Here is a 16351-nt window from a genome sequence, read left to right as displayed (position 1 = left end):
AGCTCGACGTCATGTTCCTCGGATTCCTGAGCTTCGTCCTGATCGTTGAAGGGCTTCTTATGTGTTAACAGGCCATAGCGACATTATTTTCTGCACGAGCGACATTAGCACTGCACTGGCAGTGCATTCATTGGCACACTTCGTTTCCTGCTGACGGAATTCGTCAAGTTAGTAATGCTCATCACAATTGTGCAGTTAGTCACGCTCCATGCGGGTATCGGCCAACGCTTCTCAACTGAAGAGCGGCTGAAACCACTGGTTCAATGCGTGGTCTGCGTGGTTGGCAATGCGCGAATCAGAAATGCAGACGCCATGTCTGCGTCGCCCACACGGCGGACCGTCGTTAGGCTATTGAATCGCCATGTCTACCGCCGCGATGGCGCCGATATGCAGTCGCGGATACGCCTGCGGCGTTAGCTCAGACGATTTGAACACCGACGCTCGCCATCTCCGCTTCGATCTCGTCGGCACTGCGCGCCAATGCGTCGGTCAACACGCGATGGCCCTGTGCGGTGATCAGCACGTTGTCTTCTGTGCGGATGCCGATGCCGCGCCACCTGGCCTCCACCGTGGTGTCGTCGGCGCAGATGTAGAGCGCCGGCTCGATGGTGAACACCATGCCGGGCTCGAGCAGACGCGAGTCGCCGGCCAATCGGTAGTCGCCTACATCGTGCACATCCAGCCCCAACCAGTGGCCGGTCTTGTGCCGATAAAAGCGCTTGTAATGGCCGTCGGCGATGTTGCGCTCCAGCGTGCCCTTGAGCAGGCCCAGCTGCAGCAGTCCTTCGGTCAAGGTCTGCACCGCGGCCAGATGCCCGGCTTCATAGGCCACGCCGGGGCGCGCCTGCCGCAGTGCGACAGCCTGCGCGGCACCGACCAGATCGTGCAGCGCGCGCTGCGCCGGGGTGAAACGGCCGTTGACTGGAAAGGTGCGGGTGATATCGGCCGCGTAACCGCGGTATTCGGCGCCGGCATCGATCAGCACCAGCTCGCCATCGCGGCTGCGCGCATTGTTGGCACGGTAGTGCAGGACACAGGCATTGCTGCCGGTGCCGACGATGCTGCCATAGGCCGGCCACGCATCGGCGGCGCGGAACTCGCGCTCGACTTCGGCCTGCAATGCGTACTCATGCACGCCCGGCCGCGCCAGCCGCATGGCGGCGCGATGCGCGCGCACGCTGATGTCGGCAGCGTGCTGCATCAAGGCGATTTCATCGCGCGATTTGAACAGCCGCTGCTCGTGCAGCAGATGCCCCAATTCCAGAAATTCGTGCGGCGGCTGCGCGCCGTGGCGCACCTGCTCGCGCACGCGCCTGAGCCAGCCGATCAGCTTGAGATCGAAATCCACATCGCGCCCGAAGTGGTAATAGACGCGGCTGCGCCCTTCCAGCAGGCCTGGCAGAATCTCGTCGACATCATCGATGGGATACGCATCGTCCATGCCGTAATGCGCCACCGCGCCTTCCTGGCCTTCGCGCGGGCCATCCCAGGCTTCGCGCTCGGCGTCGCGCTCGCGGCAGAACAAAATCGCCTCGCCGTGCTTGCGCCCGGGCACCAGCACCAGCACCGCTTCGGGCTCCGGAAAGCCGCTCAGATACCAGAAATCCGAATCCTGCCGATACGGATAGTAGGTGTCGTGGCTGCGCACCCGCTCGGGCGCTGCCGGCAGGATCAAGATCGCTTGATCGCCGGCCATCTGCATCAGCTGCTTGCGCCGGCGCGCGTACTCGGCCGCGCCGATCCCGGTGAGCTTTTTCATATCGGTCGCGCGGTCAGTTCAAACGTTGGCGGAAACGCGGCCCCATCACGCAGTCGCCATGCAGCAACAGCACCGCCACGCGCACGAACTCTTCGATCTCCGCCAATGCGGTGTCGTCTTCATCGGCCGCATCGAAATCGTCGCTGGAGGCCTGAGCCAGCCGCGCCAGGTCCTGCAGCGCCTCTTCGCCCTCTTCGGTCAGTGCCGGGCGCTGCGTTGCAGCCAGACCAAAGCCGCCCACAAAGGCGCGACACCAGTCGAACAAGGCATCTGTGCGCGCCGCCAGCGGTGCGCCGTCGTCGATCAGCAGGAGCTCGAAGGCGAAATCGCGGTCTTCGAGCTGGGCCACGGTGGCCTGCCGCATCTGGTCCAGCGCGCCACCCTGCTTGGGCGCCACCTGCGCCGCGTCGGCCAGCACGTGTCCCAGCCAGTCGCCGCTGTCTGCGCCGCCACCGGAGAGCCATCCGCACAGTCCACCATGCAACTCCGCCGCAGAGGACGCCAGCGCCAACTGACGACTTTCGTTTTGCACAGCGGTTACGTCAGGCAGATCCATCAGGTCATCCAGGCTAAGAACAGAAGGGTGCGGCACACGGGCCGGCGATCGGACTGCCCAGTGTATCAAGGCGCCCCGCGTCGGCCGCTACCGCCGCGTTCCATGCAGCGTTCCACGCGCATGACGCCGGCTTGGCTTGACGCGACGCCAGCCCTTTTCGGGATTGGCCTAACGGCAGGTGAGCGGGCAGTGATCGGGCGCTTGACCGCCGCGCGCGCGCGCCTATCGTGAGCGGATGGACAACGTTGCCGCCCTCGCCCAACTCCGCGCACTTGCCGCCAGCGTGGAGGCGTTGGTCGAGCGCACCCAACGGTTGACCGACGAGAACCGCAGCCTGCGCTATCAACAGGAACAGCTGATCGGCGAACGCGCGCAACTGCTGACCAAGAACGAACAGGCGCGCTCGCGCGTGGAAGCGATGATCGTGCGTTTGAAGTCACTGGAGCAACACACGTGAGCAACAACGAGCCGGTCAGCGTGCGTATTCTGGATCGTGAATACACGGTTGGCGTGACCGCTGACGAACGCGAGAGTCTCACTGCAGCGGCGCGCCTGCTGGATCTGCGCATGCGCGAGATCCGCGGCAGCAATCGCATGGCGGCAGTCGATCGCGTTGCAGTGTTGGCTGCTCTCAATCTGGCGCATGAATTGCATCAGCTGCGCGAACAGCAAGCGCTCTATGAGCGTGAATTGGCGAACACGCTGGATAGCGTAAATCGCCGTCTGGACAGCGTGTCCGACACGCCGCGTTGAAGTGCAATTCGCACTGTAGTCGCAAATATGAATTTTCAACTGCGCCGGTCGACGAATGGGCTAGCCATCACGCAGCAGAGGTCTATACTTCACCTGCGTTCTCTGCTGTAAACGACAGCGTGCAAAACATTCGCCTTGTCCCTTAATTACGACCACGGGGGCGCGACGAAACCGGGAGTGCAAGTCCGCCTTGTAGCGGGAAGCCCGATGGTCTCACAACGTCCCCACTTGAACCCCGGGTTCAAGGTCGTTTCGCCCGCATCGTTCATGGCGGAGAATGCAAATCTGAAACGGCGCCTTCGGGCGTCGTTTCTTTTTGTGTGTCTGAAACGCTGGCGTGTCCATGACGCCTCGCTGCATCAGCGCTTGCGTGCCGTGTGTTTTGCGATCGCCATGTTCCACACCCGCGCGCTATTGCACGCGAAGGCTCAAGCGACGCACTCTTTCCCAAGCCAGCGACGCCCCACGCGATGATCATGATGTGGGTGAGTCGCGGACTGCAGGCCAAGATGCCGCTAGGCACGCGCATGCCCGGCATCGACAATGCGCCATCCCTTCCGCCATGAGACACCCATGACCGACGACCGAGACGCATTGCGCCAGCAGTTGCGCGCGCTGCGCCGCAGCCTGCCGGCGGCGCAACGACTGGCGGCCGCCGATGCGCTGGCCGAGCGCTTGCTGGCGCTGCCGTTCGCGCCGCAAACCGGTGCGGTTGCCGGGTATTGGGCGATGGATGGCGAAATTGCGCTGCACCGTTGGCAACTGAGCCTGCCAGCCGGCCTGCGCTACTGCTTGCCGGTGCTGGACCGGCGCGCACTGCGCTTTGCGCCGTGGCGACCTGGCCAGGGCCTGGTCAGCAATCGCTACGGTATTCCCGAGCCGGACGTGGACCGCGCCGACACGCTCGCGCCCGAAGAGATGGCATTGGTGATCACCCCGCTGACCGGCTTCGATACGGTATGCCGGCGGCTGGGCATGGGGGGCGGCTGGTATGATCGCAGCCTCGCGTTCCGGCATCGCCAGGCGCCGCCGCCCTGGCTGGTCGGCGTCGGCTTCGCTGCGCAGCGGGTTGCCGCCTTGCCCATCGAATCCTGGGACGTGGCGGTGGACGCCATCTGCACCGAAGATGCCACTTTCCTGAAAGACGACACCCTCTCTGTATGACTGCCCGCAAGCGCTACTGGTTGATGAAGTCCGAGCCGGACACGTTTTCCATCGATGATCTGGAGCGCGTCGGCACCGAGCCGTGGAACGGCGTGCGCAATTACCAGGCGCGCAACTTCATGCGCGACGGCATGCAGGTTGGCGATGGGGTGTTTTTCTATCACTCCAACTGCAAGGTGCCCGGCATTGTCGGCATCGCCAAGGTCGCCAGCGCAGCGTATCCAGACGACACGCAGTTCGATCCCACATCCGACTACCACGACCCCAAAGCCACGCGCGAAGATCCGCGCTGGATGCTGGTGGACGTGGCGTTCGAGCGCAAACTCAAACGCACGATTTCGCTGGACGAAATCAAGCAACAGGCCGATACGCTGGGCGAAGGCTTTGCCCTGATCGCCCGCGGCAATCGCCTGTCGATCATGCCGGTGACCGCCGCGCAGTGGAAGCTGCTTTTGGGGCTGGAATAGCCGGGATGGGGGATTGGGAATTCGCTCGATGCCCGCCGCCCGCTTTGCACCGCTTTTACGAATCCCCCATCTCCAATCACTCATCCCGAGCTCTCCCCCATGTCCGAAGCAAAAAGCCTGGCTGCCGAAAAAGCGATCGATTATGTGGAAGACGGCATGATCGTCGGGGTGGGCACCGGCTCGACGGTGGCCTACTTCATCGACGCCTTGGGCCGCATCAGCCATCGCATCAAGGGCGCGGTGTCCAGCTCCGAGCAGAGCAGCGCGCAGCTCAGGCGCCACGGCATCGAGGTACTGGATCTCAACCACACCGGCAATCTGTCGCTGTATGTGGATGGCGCCGACGAGTGCGACCCGAACCGATGCCTGATCAAAGGTGGCGGTGCGGCGTTGACGCGCGAGAAGATCATCGCCGAGGCCAGCGAGCGCTTCATCTGCATCGTCGATGCGAGCAAGCAGGTGCCAGTGCTGGGCAAGTTCCCGCTGCCGGTGGAAGTGATTCCGATGGCGCGCAGCCTGGTGGCCCGTCAGATCCTGGCGCTCACCGGTGGTCAACCGGTGTGGCGCGACAATGTGATCACCGACAACGGCAATGTGGTGCTGGACGTGCACAACCTGCAGATCGCCGACCCGGTGGCGCTGGAGCGCAGCTTGAACCAGATTCCCGGCGTGGTCTGCGTGGGCCTGTTCGCGCGTCGTCCGGCCGACGTGGTGATCGTCGGTGGCGAGCCGCTGCGCGTACTCTGAGCGATGACGTGCGTGCGTTCGCACGCGCATTTCCGGCCTGCCCTGCGAAGCGAGGGCAGGCCGGTCGCTGATCGCACGCAATGATCCACACAAGGCACCACGCCGGCTTGACGCACACGGCCGCTTGTCAGATGGTGCGGCATCCCCACCCGCTGGTATTGCCGCATGCGCCATTTTCGCTTCCTCGCTCTCGCCTGCCTGATCCTGCTCAGCGGCTGCGCCAACGCCGGCAGCGCCTGGGTGGAACTTGCAGGTAGGCGTTACCAGGTGGAATTGGCGCAGAACGATGCCGATCGCGCAAAAGGCCTGATGTTTCGCGATGCGATGGCGGACGATCACGGCATGCTGTTCATCCACGACCGCCAGGAACCGCTGGCGTACTGGATGAAGAACACCAAGATCGCGCTGGATATCCTGTATTTCGACAATGAGCGCCGGCTTGTGTCGCAGCAGCGCGACGTGCCGCCGTGTTCGGCCGGCGATGCCTGTCCGCCTTACCCCAGCAAGCATCCCGCCCGCTACGTGCTGGAGCTCAATGCCGGCCAGGCCGCCAAGCTCAATCTGCAGGACGGGGCCGCGCTGAACTTCAGCCCGGACATCCCGAAGCTCAAGTAAATCTCACACCACAGGCCTTTGCTGTCAGGAAGTACCGGACTTGAACCAAGCGCCGCTTGCCGACACTCTTGGCAGCATGGTCGACATGCTCCCACTTCCCCATTGGACCGCGCTCTCCAGCCTGGACGACGACGCGGTGCCGTTAATGTCCACCGCGCTGCTGATCGCGCGCGACGAGTATCCGCAGCTGGACGCCGAGCTGTACGACACGCTGGTGCAGAGCCACGTCGAGCATCTGCGCCGCGAGGTGGAGGCGATCGATCTATGGCCGTTGAAGATGGCGGCGGTGAATCGCTATCTGTTCGACGAGTTGGGGTATTCGGGCAATCACGACGAGTACTACGACCCACGCAACAGCTATTTCAATCAGGTGTTCGAGCGCCGCCTGGGCAACCCGATCTCGCTGGCGATGGTGCAGATCGAGGTCGCGCGCCGGCTGGGCATTCCGCTGGCGGGCGTGTCGTTTCCCGGGCATTTTCTGGTGCGTTTGCCGGTGGACGACGGCGTACTGGTGATGGACCCGTTCAACGGCGGCCGCCCGCTGGGCGTGGACGAACTACGCGAGCGTGCGCGTCCGCATCTGGGTGGCGAGATTCCCGACGATCGCGCCCTGGCGCAGATTCTCGACCCCGCGCCGCATCGGGCGATCCTGATCCGCATCCTGCGCAATCTGCACGGTGTGTACGCCGATGCCGAGCATTGGGACCGCGCCGCCCGTAGCGCCGACCGCATCTTGAAGCTGGTGCCGGATCAGCCTGAAGCGTTGCGCGATCGCGGCATGGCCTATCTGCACCTTGGCCACCGCAACGGCGCCCGCCACGATCTGTCGCGCTATCTGGTGCTTAATCCCAGCGCGCAGGACACGGGCAATCTGCATGAGCACCTGGTCGAACTGAACAGTCAGCGCGCGCGCGCGCACTGAAATCACTGCCAGCTGCGCGCTCGCCGGCGTTGCGCGAGTGGGTGCAGGCGATGTTCTGGCGCGAAAAACGCAGCAAAACAGCTGCGCAGCGAAGGCCTCAGTCGATCTCGATCATCTCAAAGTCGTCCTTTGTCACGCCGCAATCCGGGCAGGTCCAGGTGTCGGGAACGTCTTGCCAGCTGGTGCCCGGGGCGATGCCTTCTTCAGGGATGCCCTCGGCCTCGTGGTAGAGAAACCCGCAGACGACGCACATCCAGGTGCGGTAGGTGGTCGTGGAAGTCTCGCTCATCGGATAATCGCGGTTACGCAAACGTGGGGCTGCATTGTCCCATCCCACCTACCGCTTCCGGAAGCGCTGCCATGCCCGACCTGCACAACGCCCGCGGCGTCTACCTAATCACCCTCGACGAGCCCGACACCGCGCGCCTGCTCGCGCGCACGCTACCGCTGCTGCCCGCTGTCACCTGGCTGCAGTACCGCAACAAGCAGGCCACTGCGGCGCGGCGATTGGAACAGGCCAGCGCGCTGCGCGAGGCCTGCGCTGCGCACGGTGTGCCGTTGATCGTCAACGACGACGCACATTTGGCATTACAGGTGGGCGCGCAGGGCGTGCACTTGGGCGAAGACGATGGCGAGGTGGCTGCGGCACGCGCGCTATTGGGCGCGCAAGCCATTATCGGGGTGTCGTGCTACGACGAGATCGCGCGTGCGCACGCAGCAGTGGCGGCCGGTGCCAGCTATGTGGCCTTCGGTGCATTCTTCCCGACCACGACCAAGGTGACGACGCGTCGTGCGACGCCTGTGTTGTTGCAACAAGCTGGAGCGCTGGACGTGCCGCGCGTGGCGATCGGTGGTATTGCGGCTGAGCAGGTGCCCGCTCTGGTGGCAGCAGGTGCCGAGTTGATTGCGGTGGTTAGTGGCGTGTATGCCGCGCCGGATCCGGTCGCAGCAGTGCAGGCCTATCGGGCCGGGTTTGCGCAGTAGCCTGGCTGGCAAACGAGAGAGTTACCGGCGAAACGCGCTGTCCAAGACGCAAGACAATCAAGATTTCGCTTCGTAGCGATGTTTGGATGCAGTCAAAAGCTCTGTGGGTCGAGGGCGCGATGCCCTCGCCGCTTGCGGGACACGCCGTGAATCCGTCCCTGGAGGCTCGGTAGCGGCATCCATGCCGCCACACGGTCCCGCAAGCGGCGAGGACACCGCACCAGAGAGTTTGCAGGTTGTGTGTTGAAAGCGTGTCTGTTGATCTCGTTGCGTTGCGAAGCTGATCGGATGCGCCGTTACCGAACAACGCAAGTAATCCATTGCTTGCAACCATGCACACCGACCATCTCCGATGGTCCTTGCCCGCCCACCGTCGCCGGACCTTACGCGGCATGGATGACGCGTAAGAACTGACAAGGACGTACTTGCAGCGTGTCCCGCGATGGTGGGCGGGCAAGGTCCCGGCAGCCAAGTCACAGTCCCGACCAGAACGTTGATCGACTCGGTAAAAAGCAGATCCTCGCGCGCGTCACGTGTCTTATTCAGAAAATTGAAGCTGATTGAAGCACCATCGCCCAAAAAAACAGCGACGCGTGATCACGCGTCGCTGCTGGTTTTGGCTCCATCGCCTAACGCAATTAAAAGTCGTAGCTCAACGTCACCCGGCCCGAGCGCGGGGCCTGATAGGCGACGACCTGATCCCAGAGTGGGTTGGTGGTGTTGTCGGGCAGCTGCGAGAACGGGTAGATGTTGGTCGCGGTCTGCTCGTTAGTGATGTTGAACACGTCCAAGCGCAGTGCCAGCTTGCCGGTGGCGAACGCCGGCTTGTAGCTCACGCCCATGTCGAGCTGCGCGATCCAGCCCAGACGCCCCTGCGAGCCCGGAGGCGATGCCACGCCGGTGCCCGTTTCCGGGTTGTAGCAGTAGTGATACGGCCCGCCGGTGATCGCGCTGCCGCCGTAGCCGGCCGGGTCGCGGCCGGTGTAGTTGGCGCCATAGTAGTTGCCCAGGCAGTTATGCGGCGCACCCGAGATCAGGCTGAAATTGGCCGACGCACCCCATTGCGGATTGACCTGGTAGAAGCCGAACAGCTTGAGCTGATGGCGGTGATCGTTGGATTGATCGCCGTTGAAGTGTTCCATCAGCGCCGCGTGATCCCAGCTTTGCGTGGTGGAGACCGACGCCTGGCCCTGATAGCTGCCCAATGCGCCGCCGGCGCGCCACAAGTCCGAACGCACCTGACCTTCGGTGGTGCCGTAGCTATGCGACCAGACGTAGTTGACCTTGGCGTACCACTTGCCGTCGAACGGGCGTTCCAGGTTGAACTCCACTGCTGAATAGTTGCGCTTGAACTTCGGGAAACCCGCCGCTTCGCGGCTCACCGGCACTTCATGGAACTGGCCATCGGTGCCGATCACGCCCCAGGTGTTGGTCTGGCCAGGATTGATCAGCGATGCACCGGAAACTTGCGAGAAGTCGATGGTCACGCCCTGCGCGGCGGCGGCGTCGATCAACGCGGTGTTGGAGACATCGTAGTTCTGGTCATCGATGCCGGCATTGAGGCGACGATGCGTGCCGCGCACGCCCAACACCCAGCCGGTGTCCAGCTGCTTGGTGAAGCCGAGGATGACTTCGTCCTGATTCTCTCCTTCGATGTCCTTGACCACGGCGGTGCGCACATCGGCAATGCGACCGAAGCGCGAGTTGGCCGACACCGCCGAGCCCAGCTGCTGCGCCAGGACCGGCGTGCCATCGGCGTTGATGCCGCTGTAGGTGAAGTAGGTATCGGTGGTGGTGGCCGGAGTGAACAGGCTCACTGCCGACAGCGGCAGACCAAGGTAGTAACGGCCGATGTTGCCGAATACCTTCAGGCTGGAATCGCCATTGACGTCCCAGCTGAAACCCAACCGCGGCGCCCAGGCATTGTCCACTTCGATGTAGGGATCCCCGGACGGGGTGTCGTTGGTGAATTCGTCCTTGCGCAGGCCGATGCTCAACAGCAAATTATCGGTGACCTGCCACTTGTCCTCGATGTAGTAGGCGCGTTGCTTGGCCTCGTACGAATACAAGCTGGTGTCGATGTTGCGCACGGCGTAATAGCCGCTCGATCCGTTGACAGGATCGACCAGACCGGGGCTCGGCGCGCCGATGCCGCCGGCTTCGTTGGCCGATTGGCTGACCAGTCCGCCCGTCCGCAGGCCATTGGGATCGTTGGTCTGACCATAGGTCCACGCAAAGCCGGGGCCGGACAGCACCGAGCCGACATCGATCCCTTCGGACTTCTGGTTGTCGATACCGACGTTGAGCGTGTGGTGGCCGATACGCCATTCCAGATTCAGGCGCTGATTGTCTTTTTTGTATTCGCGGTCGGGCGAACTGACCGAAGTGACCAACTGATTGCCGATGCGCGATGTGCCGCCTGTGTAGGCCGGATTCTGCAATGCGGCGCTGTTGATGACCGGGCCACCCGTCGCGTCGTAATTGAAGGGCGTCAGCTCATCGGGCGTGTTCATCTTGCCGTACAGCGCGGTCACGGTGAGATTGTCGTTGAGATAGCCGGTGTATTTGCCGGTGAACAGGGTCGGGCCGGTTTTCCAGGTGGATTCGTCGGTAAAATAGCTGCCGCGCTGGCGATCGACATAGTTGTAGCGGTAGATCGAGCCGTTGGTCTCGGCCTCGTCGCTGGCGCCGGTCACCTCAATCAGATGATTGTCGGTGATGTTCCAATCCACCTTGGCGTACCAGCGTTTCTGCTTGTAGTCGTAGTCGGTAAGGCCGCCGGTACGGCCGTTGTCGGTATCGCCATTGGTGCCGACGCGCACGCCGTCAGAATCCACCTGTTCTGCCGCCAGGAAGAAGAACAGTTTGTCCTGGATGATCGGCCCGCCCACGTAGGCGCTGTAGGTGGTCTGGCTGGCTTCGGCCTCGCTTGCCGGCTGATACAGGCCGTTGGCCGAGCGCGCGTAGCGGTAGGCGGCGTTATTGATGGTGGTGCCCTGGCTGTCCGGGCGCCAGTAGATGTCGCGCTGGTTGGCCTTGAGGCCGTTTGGCTCCCAGATCACTGCGGTGCCGAACTTCCACACGTTGGTGCCGCGCTTGCCGATCTGGTTGATCACACCGCCATTGGCGCGGCCGTACTGCGCGCCGTAGCCGCCGGTGAAGATTTACTGCTGGTCGATGGCGCCATACGGCAGGGTCAGACCACCCAGATTGTTGCTGATGGTGGTGGTGTTGAAGCCATTGAGATAATAGGCATTTTCGCTGGCGGCCGAGCCGCCAAAGCTGGGCAGCGAGCCGCCGAGCGGACCATTGTCGAAGCCGCCACTGTTGACCACCACGCCCGGTGCCAGCAGCGCGATCGCTTCAGCGGTGCGGCCCAGCGGCAGTTGCTGCAGCTGTTCGGCGGTGACCACGGTGCGCGTGTCCACGCTGCTGACGTCGATGGTGGTCAGGCCCGCAGCGGAGACGGTGACGCTATCCAGGGTCTGCATGCCGCTCCCCGCAGCGGCAGCGAACGAGACGTCGGTGTTGGCGCCGACGGTGATCGCGACGTTTTCGCGGGTTTCCACCGCTGTGCCATCGCGCTTGACCGTGACCTTGTAGGTGCCCAGCGGCAGATTGCCGGCGGTATAACGGCCGCGCGCATCCACCGGCACTTCGCGGGTGAAACCGCTGTTGTTTTCCACCAGCACGCTCGTGCCACGGCTTTGTCCCACGCTGCCGACGATGCTGCCGCTGGTGGACTGCGCGTGGACGCTCCCCATGGCCACCACCAGCGCCAACGCCAGGGCGCGCCTCTGGATACTACGATTCATGCTTTCTCCCCAAGTCTGAAACTGTCGGTAATGCGAACAAATGAACGGCGCTTATGGCTACCGGAATCACACTTTCTAAACATCCGTACCGAAAGCGCCAATGACTACCGACCATCAGCTCATGCCCAATGGCGTCGATACGCTCATGCTCGATCATAGGCAGCCGCGTTGCCCTACCCGCGGCCTCCGACGGGTAGGCAGACACACGGCGGCTAGGCGGACAGGGGCCGCAAGCCTGACAATAGTGCGTGCGGTGCCCGTGGTCGGGCGCCGCCGCCCCATCGGCATCACTCAAGGATCCACACGCATGAACCACACCCGCTCCCATGCCCTGTTCGCCCAGGCGCAGACCCTGCTGCCCGGCGGCGTCAACTCACCGGTGCGGGCGTTCAAGTCGGTCGGCGGCGAGCCGTTCTTCGTGGCGCGCGCCGATGGCCCGTATCTGTATGACGTGGACGACAACCGCTACATCGATTACGTGGGCTCGTGGGGACCGATGATCGCCGGCCACAATCACCCGGCGGTGCGCCAGGCGGTGGAGCGCGCGATCCGCGACGGCCTGTCGTTCGGTGCACCGTGTGCGGCCGAAGTGGCCATGGCCGAAACCATCAATCGGCTGGTGCCGTCGTGCGAAATGGTGCGCATGGTCAATTCCGGCACCGAAGCCACGCTGTCGGCGGTGCGCCTGGCGCGCGGCGCGACGGGGCGCAGCCGCATTATCAAATTTGAAGGCTGTTATCACGGCCATGGCGACTCGTTCCTGGTCAAGGCCGGCAGCGGCATGCTTACCCTGGGCGTGCCGACCTCGCCAGGCGTGCCGCCCGGCCTGAGCGAGCTGACCGCCACCCTCACCTTCAACGATTTCGAAGGCGCCACCGCACTGTTCGACGAGATCGGCGCCGACGTGGCGGCGGTGATCATCGAACCGGTGGTGGGCAACGCCAACTGCATTCCGCCGCAAGCCGGCTACCTGCAGCATCTGCGCACGCTGTGCACGCGGCATGGCGCGCTGCTGATCTTCGACGAAGTGATGACCGGTTTCCGCGTCGCGCTTGGTGGCGCGCAGGCGCATTACGGGGTGACTCCGGACCTGAGCACCTTCGGCAAGATCATCGGCGGCGGCATGCCGGTGGGCGCGTACGGCGGCCGCCGCGACTTGATGGAGCAGATCGCACCTTCCGGCCCGATCTACCAGGCCGGCACCTTGTCGGGCAATCCGGTGGCGATGGCGGCGGGTCTGGCGATGCTGGAACTGGTGCAGGAGCCGGGCTTCCACGCGCGCCTGAGCGAGGCCACAAGCGTGTTGTGCGAGGGTCTGGAGGATGCCGCGCACGCGGCCGGCATCGCGGTCACCACCAACCAGGTCGGCGGCATGTTCGGGCTGTTCTTCACCGACGACATCGTGGAGAGCTACGCACAAGCCACTGCCTGCGATATCACCACCTTCAATCGCTTCTTCCATGCGATGCTGCAGCGGGGTGTGTATCTGGCGCCATCGGCGTACGAAGCCGGCTTCATGTCCAGCGCGCACGACGCTGCGGTGATCGAAGCCACGCTTGCAGCGGCGCGCGACGCGTTTGCCGAAGTCGCGCGCTGAGGCGTCTTCATGCGGGTCGCTGCGGGATTTGATTTGCGCAGTGACCACCGCAAACTTTGCTTTTGTCTTGTGGCTGTCATACCTTTCCGAAAGGTGTCCACGGAGGGGCATGGGTGGGGACCCTCGAAGCAGCAGATGTGTCGTCGTCACCGGTCACGGTGAACCATGATGCGTCGCCGCTGTTTCATCACGATCTGCAGCGTGTCGAGTCGGCGCGCTGCCGACGCCTATCACGGTCGCCCTCGCCTCATGCTCAAGCCTGTTGCGTTGCTTACTCCGCGCCCGTCACCGTCGCGCGATTGCGTTCTTCCCGATTGGCTGCTTGCCAGCAAGCTGGAGCCGCCACTGGTGCGCCCTGGCGTGGTGGTGCGCGGCGCGTTGCTGGCTGCGCTGGATCAGGCACAGGCCCGCCCGCTCACGCTGCTGTTGGCGCCGCCGGGGTTTGGCAAGACCACGCTGCTGACGCAGTGGCATGCCCAGCTGTGCACCCGCGATCACGCCGCGGTGGCCTGGCTGTCGCTGGACGAAGAAGATGCCGACGCCGCGCGCTTCCTCGGCCATCTGGCATTGGCGCTGCAGAGCGCAGGTGCGGATCCGGCACTGTGCGCAGCGGTGCTGCATCACCGCGATCAAAACCCGCGCGAGGCGGTGACGGTGTTGATCCGCGCGCTGCGCGCTGCACGACGGCGCATCAGCGTGATTCTCGACGACTACGACCGGCTCGGCAGTGGCATCGTCGACGAGTTGGTATTGCGCCTGGTCGAACACAACGGCGGACGCTTGCACCTGTTGCTCGCGTCCAGACGTGTGCCGGCGCTGCCGCTGGCGCGACTGGACTTGCAGGCGCAGCTCAGCCGCGTCGGCAGCGCACAACTGGCACTGGACGAGCGCGAAGCACAGGCATTGCTAGGACCACAGGTTCCGGCGCCAGTGGTGGACGAATTGCTGCGCTATACCGAAGGCTGGCCGGTAGCGCTGCATCTGGCGCGGCTGTGGCTGGAAGGTGGCGCGCAACATCAGCAGAAAGTTGCCGCGCGTTTCTCCGGCCGCAGCGCGCAGATCGCCGCTTACCTGGCCGAGCAAGTGGTCAACGATCTGGATGCCGACACGCGCGATCTGCTGTTGCGAACCAGTGTGCTGGAACGCGTCACCGCATCGTTGGCCGATGCGGTGCGCCAGCGCGATGACAGCGGCCGGCTGCTTGCGCGGCTCGAATATTTGCATGGTCTGCTGGTACCACTTGATGGCGAACGCGAGTGGTTCCGCTATCACCCCTTACTTGCCGACTTTTTGAAGCAGCTGCTCGATCGCGAACATCCTGGCCAGACCAGGCAACTGCATCAACGTGCCGCACGCTGGTTTGGCGAGCATCATTACCTGGCCGAATCGGTACGGCATGCATCACGCGGCGATTGCGGCGACCTGGCAGCCAGCTACATCGCACGTGCCGGCACCTGGCAATCGTTGCTCACCCACGGCACGCATGCAGTGCGTGCGCTGCTGCGCCATTTCGACCACCGCACCATCCGCGACACCCCGGCGCTGAATCTCACCCAGGCGCATCTGCACGCGAAGCTTGGCGAATTCAGCCACGCGCGTTTGTTGCTGGAACGTTTCCGCGACTTTCCCGTTGCACTGCGTGAGCCACTGCAGCGTGACTACACCCTGGTGGTGGCAGCACTGCGTGACCGCCTCGATGAGATCTGCGGCAATCCGCATGGGCTGACCCAGATCGCCGCGCAAGCGTCCGCGCTGGACGAAAGCGACCATCTCGGACGCGGCATGTTGCTGTGTATCTGCGCCACCACCGCCATTGCGCAAGGTGCCTTCGCGTTGGCCGAACGCTATGCATTGAACGCACGCGATGCGATGCAACGCGGCTGCAGCGAACTGGGTGCGGGCCAGGCGCTGTTGTCGTTGGGCCAGAGCTTTTTCTATCGCGGTCGGATCAGCGACGCCGAGTCCTGTTACCAACAGGCATTGAACTGGTGCGCATGCACGCCACAACCGGATCGCGTACTGGAGGCGGCCGGCAATTGCCTATTGGCGCAACTGCATTACGAACGCGGACATCACGACGATGCCGCCGATCTGCTGCATCCGGCACTGGAACTGCTGGAGCAGCACGACGGCGGAATGGACGTGCTGGCGGCCGGTTACGACACCGCACTGGGGCTGGAGCGTGTGCGCGATCACAGCGGGCGCAGTGCATTGGCATTACTCGAACACGTCGAACAGATTGCGCATGGACGCAAGCTGATGCGGCTATCGGAATTGGCGGCAGCCTGGCGCTTGATGCTGTTGCTGGAGCATCCAGGCAATGCAGCCATCGACGTGGTGATCGCACGCACCGGTGGTGAATCCGGATTGGCGCATACCTTGCGCTCGGCGCACCGTTGGCGCGACCGCGCGGCCATGGGCTTTGCGCTGGCACGCTGGCATCGCCTGGCAGGCCGCAGCAGCGCCGCGCTGAGCATCCTGGGCCAGATCGAACACGCCTGCCTGGCCAACGACAATCTGTACCACCTGGCCCGCACCCGCGCACGTATCGCCCTGGTGCTGCAACAACGCGGCGAATTGGTCGCGGCCCTCCCGCATCTGTACAGCGCGCTGGATCATGTGGCGCTGACGCAAAGCTGGCAGGCGATCGTCGAACTCGGCCTGCCGGCCAAGGCAATGCTGCGCTCGCTGCGTCAACACGACCCGCATACCGTCGGCGGCACCACGCGCGCATTGACCATTCAAGCCTTGCTCGAACGCCTCAGCGGCGGCGAAGACACGGCCAGCGATGTTTTCAGCGAGCGCGAATTGGAGGTGCTCGCGCAGCTGGCGCGTGGTTATTCCAACAAACAGATTGCGCGCTGTTTACATCTGTCGGAAAACACCGTCAAGTTCTGAGGTTTCCCCACGTTTTCCCGAGATAGATCAGCTGGTTGCACCCGGATCGTGTAGAAACAAGTGCGCGCATGGCG

At 63.7% G+C, this 16351-nt stretch carries 12 protein-coding genes, 1 other RNA gene and 2 pseudogenes; 11 read left to right on the top strand and 4 right to left on the bottom strand.

All coding sequences use genetic code 11. From position 1 onward, the window contains the following. Positions 1 to 418: 418 nt before the first annotated feature. Both XpopCFBP1817_RS14135 and XpopCFBP1817_RS14130 read right to left on the bottom strand, forming a co-directional pair. Positions 419 to 1759, bottom strand: coding sequence for an aminopeptidase P N-terminal domain-containing protein (locus XpopCFBP1817_RS14135; RefSeq protein WP_128417608.1), 1341 nt, complete (start codon positions 1757 to 1759; stop codon positions 419 to 421). 13 nt (positions 1760 to 1772) lie between these two features. Then, complete coding sequence (locus XpopCFBP1817_RS14130) at positions 1773 to 2315, bottom strand: YecA/YgfB family protein (protein WP_128417607.1); 543 nt, start codon at positions 2313 to 2315, stop codon at positions 1773 to 1775. Positions 2316 to 2550: 235 nt separating this feature from the next. On the opposite strand from XpopCFBP1817_RS14130, the gene XpopCFBP1817_RS14125 reads away from it, so the two are divergent. From XpopCFBP1817_RS14125 to XpopCFBP1817_RS14090, 8 genes are all read left to right on the top strand, one after another. Next, entirely contained in the window at positions 2551 to 2772 is a 222-nt protein-coding gene (locus XpopCFBP1817_RS14125) for a TIGR02449 family protein (RefSeq protein WP_128417606.1), read from the top strand. After that, positions 2769 to 3068: a cell division protein ZapA gene (locus XpopCFBP1817_RS14120; protein WP_128417605.1), complete on the top strand. Its 300-nt coding sequence runs from the start codon at positions 2769 to 2771 to the stop codon at positions 3066 to 3068. Before XpopCFBP1817_RS14125 ends, XpopCFBP1817_RS14120 begins: the two co-directional genes overlap by 4 nt. Before the next feature lie 96 nt (positions 3069 to 3164). After that, positions 3165 to 3349: non-coding RNA, 6S RNA (ssrS, locus tag XpopCFBP1817_RS14115), on the top strand. Positions 3350 to 3611: 262 nt separating this feature from the next. Next, positions 3612 to 4232: a 5-formyltetrahydrofolate cyclo-ligase gene (locus XpopCFBP1817_RS14110; protein ID WP_128417604.1), complete on the top strand. Its 621-nt coding sequence runs from the start codon at positions 3612 to 3614 to the stop codon at positions 4230 to 4232. Then, positions 4229 to 4699: an EVE domain-containing protein gene (locus tag XpopCFBP1817_RS14105; protein WP_167393939.1), complete on the top strand. Its 471-nt coding sequence runs from the start codon at positions 4229 to 4231 to the stop codon at positions 4697 to 4699. The genes XpopCFBP1817_RS14110 and XpopCFBP1817_RS14105 overlap by 4 nt, the downstream gene beginning before the upstream one ends. 99 nt (positions 4700 to 4798) lie before the next feature. Further along, positions 4799 to 5446, top strand: a complete 648-nt coding sequence (rpiA, locus tag XpopCFBP1817_RS14100; protein ID WP_128417603.1) for a ribose-5-phosphate isomerase RpiA — start codon at positions 4799 to 4801, stop codon at positions 5444 to 5446. A gap of 165 nt (positions 5447 to 5611) precedes the next feature. Continuing rightward, the gene (locus XpopCFBP1817_RS14095; protein WP_128417602.1) at positions 5612 to 6061 is read left to right on the top strand and encodes a DUF192 domain-containing protein; all 450 of its coding nucleotides are present in this window, start codon (positions 5612 to 5614) and stop codon (positions 6059 to 6061) included. A gap of 40 nt (positions 6062 to 6101) precedes the next feature. Continuing rightward, entirely contained in the window at positions 6102 to 6983 is an 882-nt protein-coding gene (locus XpopCFBP1817_RS14090; RefSeq protein ID WP_128417601.1) for a SirB1 family protein, read from the top strand. 97 nt (positions 6984 to 7080) lie between these two features. Here the strand turns inward: XpopCFBP1817_RS14090 and XpopCFBP1817_RS14085 are convergent, their stop codons facing one another. Further along, positions 7081 to 7320 (bottom strand): rubredoxin, encoded by a 240-nt coding sequence (locus XpopCFBP1817_RS14085; RefSeq protein WP_128417600.1) that lies wholly within the window; start codon positions 7318 to 7320, stop codon positions 7081 to 7083. 23 nt (positions 7321 to 7343) lie between these two features. Here XpopCFBP1817_RS14085 and thiE point away from each other — a divergent pair, with 23 nt between their 5' ends. Continuing rightward, positions 7344 to 7967: a thiamine phosphate synthase gene (thiE, locus tag XpopCFBP1817_RS14080; RefSeq protein WP_128417599.1), complete on the top strand. Its 624-nt coding sequence runs from the start codon at positions 7344 to 7346 to the stop codon at positions 7965 to 7967. A gap of 638 nt (positions 7968 to 8605) precedes the next feature. Here the strand turns inward: thiE and XpopCFBP1817_RS21910 are convergent. Further along, positions 8606 to 11782 (bottom strand): annotated as a pseudogene (locus XpopCFBP1817_RS21910) (TonB-dependent receptor). A 307-nt stretch (positions 11783 to 12089) separates the two neighbouring features. Between XpopCFBP1817_RS21910 and hemL the strand changes: the two are divergent. Both hemL and XpopCFBP1817_RS14060 read left to right on the top strand, forming a co-directional pair. Then, positions 12090 to 13379: a glutamate-1-semialdehyde 2,1-aminomutase gene (gene hemL / locus XpopCFBP1817_RS14065; RefSeq protein WP_128417597.1), complete on the top strand. Its 1290-nt coding sequence runs from the start codon at positions 12090 to 12092 to the stop codon at positions 13377 to 13379. Between the two features lie 249 nt (positions 13380 to 13628). Next, a pseudogene (locus tag XpopCFBP1817_RS14060) lies at positions 13629 to 16274 on the top strand (winged helix-turn-helix domain-containing protein); the annotation flags it as partial. Positions 16275 to 16351: the final 77 nt, after the last annotated feature.

The sequence above is a fragment of the Xanthomonas populi genome (genome assembly GCF_002940065.1).
Classification (GTDB): Bacteria; Pseudomonadota; Gammaproteobacteria; order Xanthomonadales; family Xanthomonadaceae; genus Xanthomonas; species Xanthomonas populi.
Note: the sequence above shows the minus strand (reverse complement) of the source record. Positions and strands in the feature narration are given on the sequence as shown.